This is a genomic window from Pseudacidovorax intermedius (genome assembly GCF_003350475.1).
Taxonomy (GTDB): Bacteria; Pseudomonadota; Gammaproteobacteria; order Burkholderiales; family Burkholderiaceae_C; genus Xenophilus; species Xenophilus intermedius.
In genome coordinates, this window is sequence record NZ_QQAV01000004.1 from 228,921 (window position 1) to 246,367 (window position 17,447).

The 17,447-nt window shown below is 69.1% G+C and carries 18 protein-coding genes; all 18 read left to right on the forward strand.

What is annotated here, in order from left to right; translation table 11 throughout:
• Positions 1-62: 62 nt before the first annotated feature.
• The 18 genes from DFR41_RS13170 (at position 63) to DFR41_RS13250 (ending at position 17,445) form a co-directional block, all read left to right on the forward strand.
• On the forward strand, positions 63-1,040 hold the full coding sequence (locus DFR41_RS13170) for a hypothetical protein (RefSeq protein WP_114802997.1): 978 nt from the start codon (positions 63-65) through the stop codon (positions 1,038-1,040).
• Entirely contained in the window at positions 1,037-2,653 is a 1,617-nt protein-coding gene (locus tag DFR41_RS13175) for a hypothetical protein (protein ID WP_114802998.1), read from the forward strand. The genes DFR41_RS13170 and DFR41_RS13175 overlap by 4 nt, the downstream gene beginning before the upstream one ends.
• A 10-nt stretch (positions 2,654-2,663) precedes the next feature.
• Positions 2,664-4,163 carry a hypothetical protein gene (locus DFR41_RS13180; protein ID WP_211322583.1) on the forward strand — a complete coding sequence of 500 codons (1,500 nt, stop codon included), beginning with the start codon at positions 2,664-2,666 and terminating at the stop codon, positions 4,161-4,163.
• Between the two features lie 4 nt (positions 4,164-4,167).
• Positions 4,168-5,244, forward strand: a complete 1,077-nt coding sequence (locus tag DFR41_RS13185) for a hypothetical protein (RefSeq protein ID WP_114802999.1) — start codon at positions 4,168-4,170, stop codon at positions 5,242-5,244.
• 1,208 nt (positions 5,245-6,452) lie between these two features.
• A complete protein-coding gene (locus DFR41_RS13190) occupies positions 6,453-9,116 on the forward strand; it encodes a phage protease (RefSeq protein WP_114803000.1) in 2,664 nt (887 codons plus the stop codon).
• 5 nt (positions 9,117-9,121) lie between these two features.
• On the forward strand, positions 9,122-9,631 hold the full coding sequence (locus DFR41_RS13195) for a hypothetical protein (RefSeq protein WP_114803001.1): 510 nt from the start codon (positions 9,122-9,124) through the stop codon (positions 9,629-9,631).
• 19 nt (positions 9,632-9,650) lie between these two features.
• On the forward strand, positions 9,651-10,274 hold the full coding sequence (locus tag DFR41_RS13200; RefSeq protein WP_114803002.1) for a hypothetical protein: 624 nt from the start codon (positions 9,651-9,653) through the stop codon (positions 10,272-10,274).
• Entirely contained in the window at positions 10,274-10,807 is a 534-nt protein-coding gene (locus tag DFR41_RS13205) for a hypothetical protein (protein WP_114803003.1), read from the forward strand. Before DFR41_RS13200 ends, DFR41_RS13205 begins: the two co-directional genes overlap by 1 nt.
• Positions 10,804-11,238: a hypothetical protein gene (locus tag DFR41_RS13210; RefSeq protein WP_114803004.1), complete on the forward strand. Its 435-nt coding sequence runs from the start codon at positions 10,804-10,806 to the stop codon at positions 11,236-11,238. Before DFR41_RS13205 ends, DFR41_RS13210 begins: the two co-directional genes overlap by 4 nt.
• Entirely contained in the window at positions 11,235-11,555 is a 321-nt protein-coding gene (locus tag DFR41_RS13215; protein ID WP_114803005.1) for a hypothetical protein, read from the forward strand. Before DFR41_RS13210 ends, DFR41_RS13215 begins: the two co-directional genes overlap by 4 nt.
• Complete coding sequence (locus DFR41_RS13220) at positions 11,552-12,112, forward strand: N-acetylmuramidase family protein (RefSeq protein WP_114803006.1); 561 nt, start codon at positions 11,552-11,554, stop codon at positions 12,110-12,112. Before DFR41_RS13215 ends, DFR41_RS13220 begins: the two co-directional genes overlap by 4 nt.
• 2 nt (positions 12,113-12,114) lie before the next feature.
• A complete protein-coding gene (locus DFR41_RS13225; RefSeq protein WP_114803007.1) occupies positions 12,115-12,531 on the forward strand; it encodes a 3TM-type holin in 417 nt (138 codons plus the stop codon).
• Positions 12,532-12,557: 26 nt separating this feature from the next.
• Positions 12,558-12,743 (forward strand): hypothetical protein, encoded by a 186-nt coding sequence (locus DFR41_RS13230; protein ID WP_114803008.1) that lies wholly within the window; start codon positions 12,558-12,560, stop codon positions 12,741-12,743.
• Positions 12,733-13,665 carry a phage tail tube protein gene (locus DFR41_RS13235; protein WP_147284349.1) on the forward strand — a complete coding sequence of 311 codons (933 nt, stop codon included), beginning with the start codon at positions 12,733-12,735 and terminating at the stop codon, positions 13,663-13,665. The genes DFR41_RS13230 and DFR41_RS13235 overlap by 11 nt, the downstream gene beginning before the upstream one ends.
• A gap of 2 nt (positions 13,666-13,667) precedes the next feature.
• Positions 13,668-14,027, forward strand: a complete 360-nt coding sequence (locus tag DFR41_RS27370; RefSeq protein ID WP_147284350.1) for a hypothetical protein — start codon at positions 13,668-13,670, stop codon at positions 14,025-14,027.
• 86 nt (positions 14,028-14,113) lie between these two features.
• Positions 14,114-14,410 (forward strand): DUF1799 domain-containing protein, encoded by a 297-nt coding sequence (locus tag DFR41_RS27700; RefSeq protein WP_280525157.1) that lies wholly within the window; start codon positions 14,114-14,116, stop codon positions 14,408-14,410.
• A 9-nt stretch (positions 14,411-14,419) separates the two neighbouring features.
• Positions 14,420-17,080, forward strand: coding sequence for a phage tail tape measure protein (locus DFR41_RS13245; protein ID WP_114803011.1), 2,661 nt, complete (start codon positions 14,420-14,422; stop codon positions 17,078-17,080).
• Positions 17,081-17,082: 2 nt separating this feature from the next.
• A complete protein-coding gene (locus DFR41_RS13250; RefSeq protein ID WP_114803012.1) occupies positions 17,083-17,445 on the forward strand; it encodes a hypothetical protein in 363 nt (120 codons plus the stop codon).
• Positions 17,446-17,447 lie beyond the last annotated feature (2 nt).

The window sequence follows — 17,447 nt, forward strand, 5'->3', positions numbered from 1 at the left end:
GCCATTCCAGGGCCGACCGCCCCCCTTTTTTCGCCTTGCGTCGGTGCCCATGATGGCCGACCGTGGCAAAAGACTGGTCATCGCAGCTCAATCAGGTCAACTTCCAGTGTCGGCTGTGCCGCCACGCGTGGGAGGGACCGCCTGACCTGATCGAGGACGATCCGGAGGCCGAGCACCACCCCTACCGGTACTTCGCCGACTGTCCACGGTGCGACTCGCCGAAGCAGCCGCAGGCCGGCTGGGCCCGCGCCCTGCTCAAGGCCCACCAGGCTGCCACCGGGCCGGTGACGCCGAAGGGCAAGGCGGCAACCGCGGCCAATCTGGCCGGCCACCCCACGCCAGAGGAGACGCTGCGGACCCGCTTCAACGCGATGAAGCACGGCATGGCGGCGCGCACGGCCACCTACTTCCCGGCCAAGCCTGACCGCTACGCCTTCTGCGAAGGCTGCGAGGTCAATCGGCTGTGGTGCTCGGAGCAGCCGGCCTGCGTGAAGCAGACCGAGATCTTCATGCTGCACCACGCCGCCTTTGAGCAGCGCAATCCCAAGGTGCTGGGCAAGCTGCATGCCGACCTCCAGGCCTCCCTGACCGCGAGCCTGCAGATGCTGCTGCAGTCGGTGCTGGGGGATGGCGTGGTCATCAAGACGCCGCGGGTGGAGCTGTCCCGGGAGGGCGTGCCTGTGGCGCTCACCTACACCGACGCCGCCGGCGAGGTGCACCACATCTACGACTACCGGGCGAACCCTGCATTCAAGCCCATCGCGGACCTGGTGACGCGCCTCGGCCTGTCGATGGGCGATCTGGGCCTGACGGTGCGCGCGGGCGAGAGCGAAGAAGACCGGATGGCTGGCACGCTCAAGCTCGACCAGGCCTCCAAGGAAACGCTGGTCGAGTTCAACCAGCGCATGGCGGTGGGCGTCGAGGCGATGCGCGAGCGCCTGGGCCGCGCTGGCCAGCGCATGCGCGCTGATCCGGTCCTGATCGAGCACCAGGCGCAACAGCAGGCCGAGGACCGCCGAACAGGCGGCAAGGCCGAATGAGCCGCACCAGCGCGGCCCAGCGCCGCAAGAGCAGCATCGTCGCGGAGGAGGAGATCCTGCGCTTCGCGTCGCCCGATCCGGCCACCGGCGTGCGCCCGCATGCCCTTTGGCACAAGCACATCCATAACGTCGAGCTCGACCCCATGCAGCTGCTCAAGATGCAGGAGATGGACGAGCACGAGAACACGGTGGACTTCAGCTGCCGTCGCACCGGCAAGACCGCGGTGAAGGAGATGCACATCCTGGAGCAGCTGGCGACCCGCCCTCACCAGGAATGCGGCATCGTGGCGCCGCGGATGCAGCAGAGCCTCAACAACCTCACCTACCAGACCGACGCCATCAAGCGCAGCCCCATCCTGAGCGCCTTCGTGGCCTATGAGGCCGGCCGCCCCCAGATCAAGGACACCGGCTTCGGCTTCGTGAACAAGAGCAAGGCGGGCGCCTACGGGATCATGTCGCAGATCGACGGCGACTCGATCACCATCGCCGACATCGAGGAAGTCGACGACATGCCGCAGGACCGGCTGCTGAGCCGCTTCCTGCCCATGCTGGGCGCCGCCCGCCGCCTCGGCGCCGACCCGCGGCAGCATCAGTTCAAGCCCAGCGTGCGGATCACCGGCGTCTACAAGGGCGCCGACGTGCTCAAGAGCCTGATCGACACCGGCGAATACCACGTGCTGCCCGCCGTCGACGTGCACCTGGGCGTGGAGATGGGCATGGTCGATGCCGGCTGGGCCGACAGCATGCGCAAGCAACTGCCGGCGGATGAATACCTGCGGCAGTTCCTCTGCCAGAACGTCCAGGCCCGGAACTGGATCTGGGAGACCTACATCAAGCGCGCCGGCGCGCTCGGCCTGGAGGCCGGCCTGCAGCGCGCGCAGCCGCTGCCCGGCGTCCGGTACCGCCGGCGCGGCCTGATCGGCTTTGGCTACGACCACACCGGCCACGGCGAGAAGCCGGAGGCCTCGAAGAGCGCCCTGGTGGTGACCGAGCAGCTCGGCAACTGGCTGACCTTCCCCTTCGTGTACGTCTGGCCGCCCGGCATCGACGACAGGGTGATCGGGCGGGACCTCGTCGCCTTCTGGGACTACTTCCGGCCCGACTACGCCATCGGCGACGCCTACGGTGTGGGCATGCTCACCGCGGTCAACGACGATCTGTTCCAGAAGGGCCTCACGCACGTCAACCGCGAGACGGTCAACGACGGCGAGAGCAATGCCAGCGCCTGGAGTGGCTGGGCCTTCGCTCCCATGCGCTTCGAGGGCATGACCAAGCACGTGATGGCCAGCGCGCTGCGCGAGGCCTTCCACCACGGCCGCGCCGCCTATCCCTACGTCGACCTGCTGGACGATGCGCACGAGCCCGACGAGTGGCTGGCCTTCGTGCGACAGCTCGGCAACATGAAGGCCGAGCCCACCAAGGCCAGCTACAGCAGCTTCGTCATGGCCGACCCCAAGGTCGGCGACGACTTGTTCGACGCCGCGTGTGCCGCCGTGTACGCCCTGCTCACCCGAGGCCTGGCCGATGCGCCGGCCGTGATCTCCCAGCGCAAGATGACGCGCGAGCAGCTGCTGGCCTCGCCCGCCGCCGGCCTGGCGCTGGGCTACCGATGAGGACCATCCCATGAACACCGCTCCCACCGGCGCCCCGCGCGGCCTGCTCGGCGCCCTGCCCGCGCTGTGGTCCCGGCTCTTCCAGCGCTCACCCGCCGCGGCGCCGCGGGCGCTGGCCGAGGCGCAGCCCTCCAAGCCCATGGGCGAGGCCTTCGCCGACTTCAACCCCGGCGCGTCTCGGCCTCCGAACGAGGTCGGCGCGCGCGTGCCCAGCGACCTGGCCATGGAGCGGCTCTACCGCACCATGTGGATCGACACCGAGCGGCGCGCGCTCATCCGCTCGATCCGCGAGATGGACGTGCTCGACGGCCGCGTGAAGCGGATCCACGGCCGCGTGGCGCGCGACTGCATCCGCGGCGGCCTCGTCTTCCAGGCGGCCGAGCGCAGCAGCAGCCAGACCCTGAAGCGCGAGTGGGAAGCCTTCCGCGGCCGCCTGCAGCTCGACGTGGGCGAAAAGCTCAAGAGCGACGCGCGCGGCTTCGTGATGGAGGGCAATCTGCCGCTGCAGCTGGTGCTGGACGATGCCAGCCCGCGGCGCGTGGTGTCCGCCATCCGCATGCCCAGCGACACCATCCAGCCCATCACCGACATGAACGGCCGCTTCAGCGACCCGGCCCGCGCCTACGAGCAGCGCGACGTGATGACGGGGGAGGTGCTGGCCCGCTTCGCGGCCTGGCAGCTCATGATGGCCCGGCTGGACCCGGACAACTATGACGATCAGGGGAGCCTCGGCCGGCCCTTCCTCGACGCCTGCGCGACCACTTGGCGCAAGCTCGTGATGACCGAGGAAGACCTGGTGATCCGCCGGCGCGTGCGCGCGCCGCTGCGCCTGGCTCATGTGCTCGAAGGGGCCGACGATGCGGTGATCGCCAAATACCGCCAGGACGTGGAAGGCGAGCAAGGCCAGATCACGACAGACTTCTACCTGAACCGGAAGGGCAGCGTGACGGCCATCCAGGGCGACGCCAAGCTGAACGAGATCGAGGACGTGGTCCACCTCCTGGACACGTTCTTTGCCGGCTCGCCAGCTCCCAAGGCCTTGTTCGGCTACACCAACGGCCTGTCGCGCGACATCCTGGAGGATCTCAAGCGCGACTACTACGACGAGGTGGACGGCGTGCAGGACAGCCTGGCGCAGGCCTACAACCTGGCCTTCCGCATCCACCTGCTGTTCCGCGGTATGGATCCGGGCGCCGACGAGTTCACCATCCGCTTCGCAGAGCGCCGCACCGAGACGCCGAACCAGGTGGCCGACCTGGCCCTGAAGTGGCTGGCCCTCGGCTTGCCACGCGACTTGATCTATGCCGACATGGGGCTGGATCCGGCCTTCGTGCGCTCCAAGGCAGAAGAGGAAGCACAGCGCACCGACCCCTACCCGGTGCCCCCCGGCGGCACCGGCGCGCCGCCCACGCCCTCGCGCGTGAGCATCACTCCCGGCAACGCTCGCAAAGGCGAGAGCGGCACGGCCGTGAGCCAGCCGGGCAGCAACGGCGGCGCCGGCCGCGCCTGAGCCCATGAGGGAGGCCGCCGCCATCCGCCGGGCCAGCCGGCAGGCCCGCGTGGCCATGCAGGCGTTGGACCAGGCCAGCGCCGAAGAGCTGCTGCAGATCCATCAGGACGCCGCCGCCGAGGTGCGCGCGCGCATCGCCGCGGCCGCCGACGCCGGCGGGCTGGTGCAGGTCGCCCAGCTGCGCAACCTTCTCCGCCAGATCGAGGACGTGATCGACACGCTGGCGCAGCGCCGCGACGAGCTGCTGGCCAGCCGGCTGGATGACGCCGCCCGCCTGGGCGCGCGCCCGTTCACCCTCCAGGGCGTGGCCGCCGTGGGCGGCGGCACGGCGCCGCTCGACTCGGCCATGGCAGACCAGATCGCCACCAGCGCCGTCAATTTCGTCCGCTCCCTTCGAGAGGCCGATGGGTTGGTGCTGTCCGATCGGCTCTGGCGCCTCAACCGCGGCGCGCGCGAAGCCGTGACGCGCGTCGTCGAGCAGGCCGTGGTGCAGGGCACCAGCGCAACCCAGGCAGCGCAGCAGTTCATCCTGCGGGGCGAGCAGGTGCCAGGCGACATCGCGGCGCGCGTCATGCGCGGCCGCGCGAGCGAGCTGGCCCAGGCCGCTGGCGATCTGCTGGGCGACCGCAACCGCGGCGCCTTTGCTCAGGCCGAGCGCGTCATGCGCACCGAGATCAACCGCGCCCACGGCGAGGCCTACATGGCCGCCGCTGTGCAGACGCCCGGCTTCGCGGGCTTTCGGTACCTGCTGAGCCCGGCCCATCCGGCCCCCGACATCTGCGACCTGCTCTCGACGCAGAACCTGCACGGCCTTGGGCCAGGTGTCTACCCCTCCCGGGAAGAGACACCATGGCCAGCGCACCCCAACACGCTGAGCTTCCTCGTGATGGTGTTTGCCGACGAGATCACCGACCAAGACCGCGCCGGCAAGGAGACGCCCCTGCAGGCGCTGGGCCGGCTCACTGCCGAACAGCGCGACGGCGTCCTGGGCAAGACCAAGGCGAGCTACTTCGACCAGGGGCTGCTTCGCACTGGGATGATCCGCAGCCCCCTGCGCGCGGTGCGCGGGCGAGTCGAATAGCGCGGTACCTGCGCATCGAAGCGGTGCAGTTCTTCAACTTTGGTCGCGAAAACTTCGAAGTTTTCAGCCGCTGAATTTTCAGACTCGAAGAAGGGGCTCCGAAAATTAGGCCCTCTAAAACAAGTGTAGATAAGCGTAGACAAGTGGCGTTGGGTTCGCGGGAACGAATTTCTAACCTAATATTTGAAAACCAATTTGATGCATTGTTTGATTAATCATTTGATAGTTCTAATTAGAGAATCAAAAATAGACAGCGATTTCCGCGAGCGAAACAGGGCTCCCGAACCGAACCGCCGCGCCCGCGCTCACGGCCGCCGCGCTCGCGGCATAGGGCCGCCGTGCTCGCCGTACCGGGCCGCCGTGCCCGCGCCGTGCGGCCGCCGTGCCCGCGGTACCGGGCCGCTATGCTCGCGCCGTGCGGCCGCCGTGCCTGCGGTACCGGGCCGCCGTGCTCGCGCGGTGGGGCCGCCGTGCTCGCGGTACCGGGCCGCCGTGCTTGCGCTGTAGGGCCGCCGCAGCAGCGCGCGCAAGCCTGCATGCGCGCGAATCCGTAGCCACGCCGTGCGGAAATTCGCGACCGCACTGACACCACAACCGTCCAGACGACGGGGCAGCGCCGGCGCATCGCGTCCACGCCAGTCCGCCAGAGTTCACGGCCGTCCAACTCCCATCACGATTCGGTTCGATTCGGCCTCATTGAGCACTATTTAAATCTAGGACGTCAAAGACCTTTAATTGCCGCCCGGAACCTGTTTATGATTGCTGCCAACTCCCAGGCGCAAAAAAGGCCAGGTCCGGTTAAGGAACTGGCCTGGTTTGCCCTCGGAGGAGGAACCATCAGGGTGACACCCGGACGGGCTTGGTCGGCTCCCCGAGTGTCACCTCTGCTGGATGTTTCGACAACCTAAGCAGAAAGGAGGCACGGATGGCTGCATGTATGCACTGCCGTCCAGCAACCTCCCGCGTCATGCTGAGCCCTGAGCTTGTCCGCCTTGTCGGCGGCGCCATGCTGTCTCAGCTGATCGGGAAGGTGTTGGAGGCCCTGCAGAGTCTGTTCTGACTGCGCACGAGTGGTGGACCTGTTCTGCGGAACAGGTGGGTTCGCCGTAGTGGGCGAACCGCTTTCAAGACGATCCAGGGGGCCGGTTGGCCCCCTTTTTTTGCCCCGATGAAGCCCGAATGATCCAGCCCGCAACGGGTACTGGATCATGAAGAAACAACGCTCCCTCATCGCCCTGGCGGCAGCACTGCTCGCAGGCTCTGCAGCAGCGCCGGCCGGGCGGCACATCCGGCTCGCCGAGGATGACAAGCCCACGCCTGGGCTGGTGCGCTTCCTCTCACAGGCGATCACGCTGGCCGATGGGGCGACGCAGTCCTGGGTGACGGTCACCCGGGCCGGCGACTTCTCCGACCCGCGCTACGGCAACTTCAGCATCACGCTGTCGATGCTGCAGCAGATGGTGCGCAACTTCGACGCACGCGTCGTAGGACAGGACATCTTCCTGGACGTCGCGCACCGGCACAGCGATGGCGCCGCCGCGAAGGTGCTCAAGCTGGCCGTCGAAGGCAGCAAGCTGCGCGCCCTGGTGGAGTGGACGCCATTCGGCATCCAGGCCGTCAAGGACCGCGGCTTCGCCTACCTGTCCGCTGAGTACCACGAGGCCTTCGAGGATCCCGAGACCAAGAAGCAGCACGGCTGCACGCTTCTGGCCGCCGGCCTCACCACCCGCCCCGTCATCAAGCGCCTGGACCCGATCCAGCTGTCGGCCGACGACGCCGACCACGACGCCCCCGCACGGACGGCGATCTCCCCTTCCCTTCTTCGAGAACTGCAGGAGCAGCACGTGAACTATCTCGACCAACTCAAGGCCAAGTACAAGGCACTGGGCCTTTCCGACGACGTGGCGACGAAGCTGCTGGCCGAGGCCAAGAAGCAGTTCGACGCCGCGGCCAGCGACCAGGTGAAGAGCCTGGCCCTCGTCGACACCTGGGCCGCCGCCGGCCAGAGCGTGCTCGACCAGCTCAAGGCCCTCGGCCAGGGCAACCCGGCCCAGCCCACGCCGCAGAACGTCACCATCACCCTGGCCACGCCCCAGACCGACGTCGCCGCCGCAGTGCAGAAGGCGCTGGCCGATCGCGACACCGCCGCGGCCGATGCCCAGACCAAGCTGCAGGGCCGCCTCACCCTCCTGAGCGACACCCTGAAGGCCGACCTCAAGGAACTGGCCGAGCCCGAGATCAAGGCGCTGGCCGATGCCGTGGCGCCGCTCATCACGGTGGCCAGCACCGACGACCAGGTGAAGGCCCTGGCTGGCCTGCAGGTGCGCCAGGTGCAGCAGCTGTCCGCGCAGGCCAAGCTGCAGGGGCTGGGCTACGTGGAGATCGCAGGCAGCGCCCGCATCGCCGTGGACAGCAGCAACAGCATCAAGTCGCTGCAGGAGACCGTGGACAAGCGCCTGGGCTACACCGGCATGAGCGAGGCCGTCCGCTTCGAGAAGACCGGCGGCAAGCTGCTTGCGGCCAACAAGGAATTCGCCGAGAAAGCCCTGGCCGCCTTCGACCGCGAACACGGCCACAAGCTGGACGCGGAGCACAAGATGCTCGCCGGCGGCGTGGGCAGCGTGGCCGACGTCAAGGTGCCCGTGGTGGCCGAGCGCACGGTGCTGCGCGAGGCGCTCTACCAGCTCACCAGCCTGAACCTGGTCAACGTGGGCACGGCGCCGTTCGCGAACGTCATCACGGTGCCCTTCAGCTACCGCGACGTGACGGCCGCCGGAGTCTCGGCGCTGCGCCGCTACGAAGGCCAGGGCATCCGCCGCGCTGGCGTGATCCAGACGCAGGAAGAGGCCCGCCCCCTGCCGCAAAAGCTCGCCTACCTGGTCAGCTCCGAGCTGAAGCTGCTGATGAGCGCCTCCCCCATCGACTGGGACCCGGTTGCCGAGAACGTGCGCAACATCGTCCGCATCGTGGCCGAGGACACCGAGGCACTGAACTACAACGAACTGGTCTTCAGCGCCGACGAGGCCGTGCTGGCCGACCTGAACGACGTGCTGACCGCCCAGGTCAACGGTAACAACACGGTGTTCGTCACCACGAAGTTCCCCGTGGTGCGCCCCCGCACGATGTACGACATCCAGGGCAATCAGGTGGGTGCCACCGTCAATCCGCTGACGGTGACGCTCAACGGCGTGGCCCGCGCACCCTACGTGCTGCCGGCGGACGGCTCGGCCCTGGCCAACGGCCTCTACTACGTCATGGACTGGAACCTGGGCGAGCTGCGCTTCGTCGACCAGACCGGCGCCGTGGTGGCACCCACCAACGGCTGGGTGCTCTCCGTGGTGGGCAAGGCCAGTACCAACCGCTCGCTGTTCGACACCGACGCGGTGAACGGCGAGACGGTGCGGCAGCGCTACGACCGCCTGCTGACCGCCATCGGCAGCCGGAAGGTGGTGGTGGAGAACGACCGCTTCTACACGGCCAACGTGGCCATCATGAGCGGCGCGCTCGACAACGCCTTGACGCAGGCCGAGAGCTTCACTGCCTCCGGCGCGCGCACGGCCACGGGCCTGGGCCCGGACGGCAGCGTGGGCATCACCAAGGGCGTGCCCACCTTCAACCCGCGCGCGCCGGGCCTGGTGATGGGCGACACCCGCATCATGGTGGGCGAGCGCGGCAACACCCGGTTCCGCATGGTCAAGCCCTTCTCCATGACGGAGCAGCAGCAGGTGCGCAACGCCCAGGGCCTGTTCACCGACCAGCAGGAGGCCTTCGGCACGCAGTGGGTGGTGTCGCACACCCCGACGCCGCTGAAGAACAGCCTGACCAGCATCATCGTGTACAGCGCCGGCGCCCGGGTGGCGCGCGTGGCCTGATCGCCATGGCCAAGAAGTACATCGAGAACACGGGCCGCGAGGTCATGTTCGTGGGCGGCTGCATGATCCAGCCCGGCGAGGGCCGGGACATCGACGAGATGTTCCTGCCGCCCGAGCACCGCACGCCACCGCCCGCCGACGAGCCGCCGCCCGCCGCCTCCCAGGACGAGCTGCTGGAGCAGCTGCGCGCCCAGTCGATCGCTGCCATCAAGCCGGAGCTGTCTGCACTCAAGCAGGAGGCCCTGGACCGCTTGGCGGAGCTGGAAGGCGCCCAGGCCACGCCGCGCACCACGCTGCTGGGCCTGATCGACGCGGAGCGCCTGCGCCGCTCGAACGAGGCGCTGGAGGCCGAGCAGGAGGCCCATCGCATCGCTGCGCTGGGCACTGCGGAGCAGCGCGTGAAGGACGCCGAGGCCCTGCTGGCCGCCGCGACGCCCGAGACCCGCGCGGCCGCCGATGCCGAGCTGACCGAGGCGCGCGCGGCACTGGCCGCCCTGCAGGGCCCGGACGCCTGAGGCGCACCAGGGGAGAACCATGGCCGGCACGATGTCGCTCGAAGACCTGATCGCGGACCTCAAGGAGACGCTGCACGATGCGGCGACCGTCTTCGAGAGCGACGACGACGCGGCCTTCAAGCGCTTCCTGGTCCAGGCGCTGCCGGACATGGAGACCAAGCGGCCCCTGACGCGCCTGGGCGGCGTGGAGCTGCAGGCTGGCCTGCCACGGTACAGCCTGGCCAACGTGCCGGACTTTGCCGCCTACAAGACGCACCTGTGGGACCGGTGCATGCCGCGCCCCTGGGAGCCGGGCTATCCCGGCGCCCTGCCCCGCGTGAGCGCCGCGCGCGACGATGGCCAGTGGTGGCTGCTGTTCGACCCCGCGCCGACGTGGAAGCACATCGGCGCGCTGGGCTACAGCTTCCGCTTCTGGTACTTCGGCCGCCACGTGCTCGGCGCGGTAGCCGAGAACACCACCATCGCCGAGGCCGATCGCGGCCTCCTGCTGCTGCGCGCTCAGGTCGAGGCCATGCGCGAGCTGGCCATGCGCAACGCCGGCAAGCCCGTCCAGATGCGTGACGGCGTGAGCGGCGTGGCGCGCAACAGCACGCCGGCCGCGCTGTACGAGCAGCTGCTGCGCGTCTTCAAGGAGACCCGCTGATGTCCGGCGTGCAGCACAACGCACACGAGGCCGCGGCCCGCATCGCCGCCCGCGCCGCGGCGCTGCCCGGCGCCGTGCGCCGGGAGATGCTGGTGCAGGGCGGCCGCGTGGCCGTGCGCATGCGCGAGCTGGCCCCCAAGGCGCAGTCGCTGCTGGCCAACAGCATCCGCCCGGTGCTGGAGGGCGACACGGTCGCCATTCGGCCCGCGATGCCCTATGCCGGCTGGCGGGAGCGCGGCACGCGCCCCGGCCCCATTCCGCGCTTCGAAGATCCGGCCGCCACCGACCTGGTCCGCTGGCTGGAGCGCCGCGCCTTCGCCGGCACACGCACCCCGCGCCGCGGTTCCCGGGCCGCGGCTGGCCGAAGCCGCGAGCTGCGCGACCGCTACGAAGGCCTGGCCTGGCACATCCGGCGCCGCGGCACCCAGGCCACGCCCTTCGTGGAGCCCACGGCGCGCGAGCTCGCCGGCAGCGTGGCGCAAGCCCTGCGCCGCGTGGTGCTGGCCAGCAGCGGCGCAGGGGGTACGTCATGACCTCGGCCCGCGTGAGCCAGCGCGACACGCTGCTGGAGCTGATGAAGACCGACATGCAGACGCTGCTGCCCACCCGCGTGGTACAGCGCACGCTGCTGGACCCCGCCCAGATCCCGATCAAGGACCTGCAGAAGGGCGTGGTGTGCGTCGTCGCCGCCGGCGGAGGCAGCTTTGCCAACTACCAGGGCCGCGAGGGCGAACTGGGCACCGTCAAGGGCTCCATCGTGGGCTACGTACAGGTGGGCGAGAAGGAAAAGCCCATCGAGACGGAGCGGGCCGAAACGGCGCTGCTCGAAGAGGTGCTGGGCTGGTTCGGCCAGGCCCACCCGCCCGGCCTGGGCAGCGCCTACCCCCTGGAGTACACGCAGAGCCAGCAGATGGAGCACCCCATCGGCTGGTTTGCCCTGCGCTTCGAACTGAGGCACGTATGACCGACGACACCCCGCATTCCGAGGAAAGGCGCCTCATGAAGTTCGACCCGACCATCAACACCGGGACGATCCTGCAGATCTGCGTGCTCGTGGTCGGCATGGTGATGGGCTACGCCGCCCTCAAGAGCGAGCTGGAGACGCAGAAGGTGGAGGTGACCGCCAACAAGCTGGCCGCCGAGCGTGCCGACCTGGCGCAGGAGAACGCGCTGAAGGATCTGCGCACCGACATGCGCGAGCTGCGCAAGACCGTCGACGACATCAAGGAAGGCGTGGCCATCCTGCGCGGCCGCGCGGCGGACACGGGGGCCAAACGATGAAGCCCGTCCTGACGCCGGCGGACTTCGCCCGCGCCGCCGCCACGCTGGGCTGCGAGATCGCCGCCATCCAGGCCGTGTGCCAGGTGGAGGCACCCCGCGGCGGCTTCCTGCCCGATGGCCGGCCGGTGATCCTCTTCGAGCGGCATCAGTTCAGCAGACGAACGGGCAGGGCCTACGACGCGAGCTACCCCGACATCAGCAGCCCCAAGCCCGGCGGCTACATCGGCGGAGCGGCGGAACACGACAGACTGGCCCGCGCCGCCGCTCTTGACCGTCCCATGGCTCTGCAGTCGGCCAGCTGGGGGCGGTTCCAGATCATGGGCTTCAACTACGAGGCCTGTGGCTTCAGCAGCCTGCAGTCCTTCATCAACGCGATGTACCGCAGCGAGGGTGACCAACTGGACGCCTTCGTGGAGTTCATCGCCTCCGAGGGGCTGGCCGACGAGCTACGCGAACACCGCTGGGCCGACTTCGCGCGCCGCTACAACGGCCCCGAATACGCCGCCAACCGCTACGACACCAAGCTGGCCGCCGCGTACGCGGCCGCGAAAGGCTGACCATGGGCGCCCTGCTTCAGCTCCTGCCGTTCATCACGCAGATCTTCGACAAGGTGCTGCCGGACAAGACGGCCGCCGACGCCGCCAAGCTCCGCCTGGTCGAGCTTGCCCAGCAAGGGGACCTGGAACAGCTCAAGGCCGACGTGGCCATGGCCACGGCCCAAACGGAGGTCAACCGGATCGAGGCCGCCAGCACGCGCCTCTTCGTCGCCGGCTGGCGGCCCTTCGTCGGCTGGACGTGCGGGCTGGCCGTGGCCTTCAAGTACATCGGTGGCCCCGCCCTGTTCATGCTGTGCCAGGCCATCGGCCATCCGGTGACCCTGCCCGAAATCGACACCGCCGAGTTGTGGCCCCTACTGCTGGGCATGCTGGGCCTGGGCAGCCTGCGCACCGTCGAGAAGGTCAAGAAGGCCGCCTGAGCACCTTCGCACTTCCAGGAAGACCCATGCCCAAGAGAACCAGCCCCGACACCTCCACCGCCACACCGGGTGCACCGGTACCCGACCGCGGCGGCGTCTACCAGCTCGACCCCGCCGCGAACACCCTGACCCAGCTGGAGGGCCTGCCCGACCCCGCCGCGGCGCCACCGGCGCCCACCGCACAACCCGAAGGAACCAGCGATGAAAACTAACCGCCGCCTCGTCCAGGTGAAGGTGGAGGCCACGCCCGGCACGCCGGCCGTGCCCAACCCGGCCACCGACGCCCTCATGGCCGTCGACTTCAAGTGGGACAACGCCGCCGAGCCCGTCACCGACGAGTTCAAGTACGCCGCGGGCTACTACGGCGCCAAGGACAGCTTCACCGTGAGCCTGTCGCGCCGCTGCAGCTTCACCCTGCCCGTGGTCGGCGGCGGCACGCCGCTGGGCACTAACCTGCCGGCGCCGCTGCTGGCCATGTACCGCGCCGCCGGCCACGCCGCCGTCGTCACCGCTGCCACCAGCGTGGTGTTCAACCCCGTCTCCGATGCGATGGAGGCGGCGACGCTGCTGGTGAACGACGACGGCTTCCTGCGGCGCATGACCTACTGCCGCGGCGACGTGAACTGGGTGTTCGAGGAAGGCAAGGTGCCCCGCGCGAACTTCTCGCTGCTCGGCACCTACGAAACGCCGACCGACCAGGCCATGCCGGCCGCCACGATGCCGACGCTGCAGAAGCCCCAGGGCTTCAACAAGAGCAACAGCGTGGTCACCCTGGGCGCCCTGGCGCTCAAGTGCCAGCGCGTCGAGATCCGCGCCGGCCGGCAGAACAGCTACCGCAACTTCGCTGGCGCCGAAGACGTGGTGCCCACCGACGCCGAGGCGCAGGCCATCCTGAAGTTCGAGCTGCCCACCGTGGCCCAGTCCAGCGTCTACGCTGACCTGGAGACGAACCAGGTGCGTGCCCTGTCGCTCACCCACGGCCAGGTCGCCGGCAACCGCGTGGCGTTCGGCGCCGCCGCGGCGCAGCTGGTAACCCTCTCCGAGGAAGAGGACCGCGGCATCCTGATGGTCACGGCGACCTACAACCTGAAGCCGCAGGCCGGCAACGACCAGTACCTGATCACCCTCACCTGACCATGCCTGACGACAAGACCCCGTTCTTCGCCCTCGTGGAGCCCAAGGACTTCCGCTGGGAGGTCAAGGTGCCCGTGCCCGCCGATGGTCGCTACGTGTTCGCCACCTTCACGGGCGTGTTCCGGTACCGCCGCGCCGAAGATCTGGCGGAATGGCTCGCCCCCGGCGGCAAGCCGCGCACCGACGCCGACCTGGCTGCAGACGCCCTGATCGCGGTCGAAGACGTGCGCGGCGATGACGGCGACTGGCTGCCGAGCGACGCTGCGCTGAAGGCCCGCATCCTCGCCGTCGACCGCGCGCCGGCGGCGGTGGTGGCGACCTACCTGGCGGCGCTGCGCGGGGTGGCCGCCGAAAAAAACTGAGGGCGGCCGCCCGGCACTGGGCCCGCAGTGCCAGGCGGCCCAAGCGCGACGCCGAGGCCGACCGAAGGGAGCGGCAGCGCTGGGGCATCGATGAGGCAACGTGGGAGGCCGCAGGCGCCTGGGCCGATGAGGACAGCGGACGCGACGACACGCCGGCAGCGCCGGGCCCCTTCGCGGTGTGGCCGGAGAACTGGCCCGCCATCGCGCTGTTCTGGCGCGTGCAGCGCTGCTGGCGGCTGGCGCCGCTCGGCGGCTGGGTGGGACTGGACTGGGCTCAGTTGCGGGCCCGGCTCGGCCCCAAGGGCCAGGACGAGGTGGACGCCCAGGCCCACCGGCTGGACATGATCGAAGACGAGGTGCTGGACGTGCTGGCCAGCGATTGAAGGAGGCCCATGAGCCAGGTCGAAGAAGTCGGAATCATCATCCGCGCCGATGGCACGGTCGAGCTGGCCAACGGCATGAAGCTCTCCAGCGACCAGGTGAAGAACCTGGCCCGCAACCTGGACGAGATGAGCGGCCGCCTCGACACGGCCGACAAGAACGCGAAGAAGGCCGCGCCCACCATGCGCGAGATGGGCGAGCAGCTCGGCCAGGCGGGCCAGGCGGCCGTCCAGCTCGGCAAGGACCTCGCCTCCGGCAACCTGCAGGGCGCTGCCGGGAGCCTGGGCACGCTCACGAACGCCGCCGGCGGCCTGAACCTGTCGCTGGGCGCCATGGTGGGCATCGGCGCCGCGGCCGCGGCCGGCGTGGCGCTGGTGGGCTATGCGGCCTCCAAGGGCAAGGACGAAGTGCGCGGCCTCGCCGACGCGCTCATCCTCTCCGGCAACTACGCCGGCACCACCTCCGCCCAGATGTTGGACATGGCGGCCAGGATGGACAAGGTGATCTCGACCGAGTCCAAAGCCATCGACGTTCTGCAGCAGCTGACGGCGAGCGGGCAGATCGCCGGCAACGAGTTCGAGAAGCTCGGCGTGGCCGCCATCGCATGGGAGCGCGCCACGGGCACGGCCATCTCCAACACGGTCAAGGAATACGTGCGGCTGGGCGAGGACCCGGCCAAGGCCTCGGCCAAGCTGAACGAGCAGATGAACTATCTCTCCATCAGCACCTACAAGCGGATCCGGGACCTGGAGGAACAGGGCCAGAAGGAAGCCGCTGCCGCTGTTGCCCAAGAGGCCTACGCGCAGGCGCTGAGCACCCGGGCCCGCCAGGTCGAACAGAACGCCGGGATCATGACCAAGGCCTGGCGCGCCGTGCGCGACGGGGCCATGGAGGCATGGGACGCAATGCTGGGCATCGGCCGAACCTCGTCCACGAACGAGAGGATCGCCACGCTCGAACGGCAGATCTCCGGCATCCAGACAGGCACCGAAGGCCGCTCGGCCAGCGGCCAGACTCGCCTCGCAGGCCTGCAGGCGCAACTGGCCGCCCTCAAGGAGGTAGAGCTGCTGCAACGCCGCGCCGCGACCGCGGAGGGTGACCGCGCTCGCGAGGTGAAGGCCTATCAAGCCGCCGATCAGGAGTGGAGCAAGATCGTTCAGGCCAACCTGACCAAGCAGGAGCAGCTCGAAAAGAAGATCGACAACATTCGCACCACCGGCCGCGCGATGAAGTTGCCCGAGAAGGACATCGAAGAGCAGGTGCGCCGGGCTCGCGAGGCCGCGGCCGAGAAAGGCAGCGCCCCCAAGGCCTACACCGACGACGCAGCCACCCGCTATCTGCAGGGCCTGCGCGACTCCAATGCGGCGACGCTGGCGCAGCTGGCCAGCACCGACCGCCTGACCGAAGCCCAGCGCAAGCAGGCCGAGTTCATCCAGCTGATCGCCGACCTCAAGGAGAAGAAGGTCCTGACGGCCGATCAGAAGAGCCTGCTGGCGGCCGAAGGCCTCATCGAGGCTCAGCTGAAGGAGAACGTGCTGGCCGAGCGCCTGGTGGCGATCAAGGACGCCCAGGCCAAGAAGGAGAAGGAGCGCGAAGAGGTGGCCAAGCGCGCCGAGCAGGCGCTGATCGGGCTGCGCGCGAACCGGGAGGAGCTGCAGCGCAACCTCACCCAGCAATACGACCGCCGCCTGGCCGTCTTCGGCCTGGGCAGCGAGGCGCGTGAGCAGCTCGAATCCACCTTCAACCTGCAGGACCGGTATGTGAAGCTGCAGCAGGACCTGACCGAGCGCGCGTCAAAGGGCGGCTGGATGGGCTCGGCCGCCTACCAGGCTGAAGCCCGCGAGATCGAGCTGGCCCTGAAGAAGTCGCTGGCGGATCACGACGCCTACTACGCCGGCCTGAAGGAGCGGCAAGGCAACTGGGCGTTGGGCGCCCTGCAGGCCTTCAACAACTACCAGACGAGCGCCGCCGACGTGGCCGGCCAGACCGAAGCCGCCTTCACCAACGCCTTCAAGGGCATGGAGGATGCACTGGTGAAGTTCGCCCAGACCGGGAAGCTGGACTTCAAGAGCCTGGCCAACTCGATCATTGCGGACATCATCCGGATCCAGACCCGCGCGGCCATGTCGGGCGTGCTGAAGTCGATCATGGGCGCCGCCTCCGGATGGCTTGGCGACGAAGCCGGCATGAGCATCAACAACACGTATGGGCCGAAGACTCAGGCCGGCATGGACAACCTGGTCAACAACATCCTGGCCGATCCGACCAAGAACGCCAAGGGCGGCGTCTACACCTCGCCCTCCCTGTCCGCCTTCAGCAGCCAGGTCTACAGCAGCCCGCAGTTCTTCGCCTTCGCCAAGGGCGCCGGCGTGTTCGCAGAGGCCGGGCCCGAGGCCATCATGCCGCTCAAGCGCGGCCCGGACGGCTCCCTGGGCGTGGGCGTGCACGGGGCTGGCGCCGGCGCCGTCACGCTGCCGGTGCAGGTGAACGTGACGAACAACGGCCAGCCCGTCAGCGCCACGGTACAGCAGCGCCGCACCGACCAGGGCCTGCAGATCGACATGGTGCTGGACCAGCTGGAGGGCCGCATGGCCGAGCGCGTGGCCACGGGCCAGGGATCCATGAGCCGGGCGATGGAAAGCCGCTACGGCTTGTCGACGGCGGTGGGCTGACCATGGCAGCCTTCCCCCACGACTACGTCCGGCTGAGCTGGACCGACAGCGCCGACAAGCCCGCGCCCATCATGCTGCGCAGCGAGATGGAGCGCGGCGTGCCCAAGCAGCGCCGCATTGCCGCCGACGCGCTCACCGAGGTGCCGGTGACGCTGTTCTTCAACACGGCCCAGGCCGCGGCGGACTTCGAGACCTGGTTCTACAGCCAGGGCCTGGCCTGGTTCGACTTCACCCACCCACGCACCGGCACCGTGGTGCAGGCCCGCATCGTGGGCGGCGACCTGGGCGCGCTGACGCCGGCGACGGGCACCTGGGCGCGTAGCAAGCGGCAGGTGACGGTGGAGTACCTGCGCGCCGTGCTGTAGCC

Coding starts and splice junctions, on each gene's coding strand:
- DFR41_RS13175 (WP_114802998.1), top strand. CDS start 1,037: ATGAGCCGCACCAGCGCGGCCCAGCGCCGCAAGAGCAGCATCGTCGCG.
- DFR41_RS13180 (WP_211322583.1), top strand. CDS start 2,664: ATGAACACCGCTCCCACCGGCGCCCCGCGCGGCCTGCTCGGCGCCCTG.
- DFR41_RS13185 (WP_114802999.1), top strand. CDS start 4,168: ATGAGGGAGGCCGCCGCCATCCGCCGGGCCAGCCGGCAGGCCCGCGTG.
- DFR41_RS13190 (WP_114803000.1), top strand. CDS start 6,453: ATGAAGAAACAACGCTCCCTCATCGCCCTGGCGGCAGCACTGCTCGCA.
- DFR41_RS13195 (WP_114803001.1), top strand. CDS start 9,122: ATGGCCAAGAAGTACATCGAGAACACGGGCCGCGAGGTCATGTTCGTG.
- DFR41_RS13200 (WP_114803002.1), top strand. CDS start 9,651: ATGGCCGGCACGATGTCGCTCGAAGACCTGATCGCGGACCTCAAGGAG.
- DFR41_RS13205 (WP_114803003.1), top strand. CDS start 10,274: ATGTCCGGCGTGCAGCACAACGCACACGAGGCCGCGGCCCGCATCGCC.
- DFR41_RS13210 (WP_114803004.1), top strand. CDS start 10,804: ATGACCTCGGCCCGCGTGAGCCAGCGCGACACGCTGCTGGAGCTGATG.
- DFR41_RS13215 (WP_114803005.1), top strand. CDS start 11,235: ATGACCGACGACACCCCGCATTCCGAGGAAAGGCGCCTCATGAAGTTC.
- DFR41_RS13220 (WP_114803006.1), top strand. CDS start 11,552: ATGAAGCCCGTCCTGACGCCGGCGGACTTCGCCCGCGCCGCCGCCACG.
- DFR41_RS13225 (WP_114803007.1), top strand. CDS start 12,115: ATGGGCGCCCTGCTTCAGCTCCTGCCGTTCATCACGCAGATCTTCGAC.
- DFR41_RS13230 (WP_114803008.1), top strand. CDS start 12,558: ATGCCCAAGAGAACCAGCCCCGACACCTCCACCGCCACACCGGGTGCA.
- DFR41_RS13235 (WP_147284349.1), top strand. CDS start 12,733: ATGAAAACTAACCGCCGCCTCGTCCAGGTGAAGGTGGAGGCCACGCCC.
- DFR41_RS27370 (WP_147284350.1), top strand. CDS start 13,668: ATGCCTGACGACAAGACCCCGTTCTTCGCCCTCGTGGAGCCCAAGGAC.
- DFR41_RS13245 (WP_114803011.1), top strand. CDS start 14,420: ATGAGCCAGGTCGAAGAAGTCGGAATCATCATCCGCGCCGATGGCACG.
- DFR41_RS13250 (WP_114803012.1), top strand. CDS start 17,083: ATGGCAGCCTTCCCCCACGACTACGTCCGGCTGAGCTGGACCGACAGC.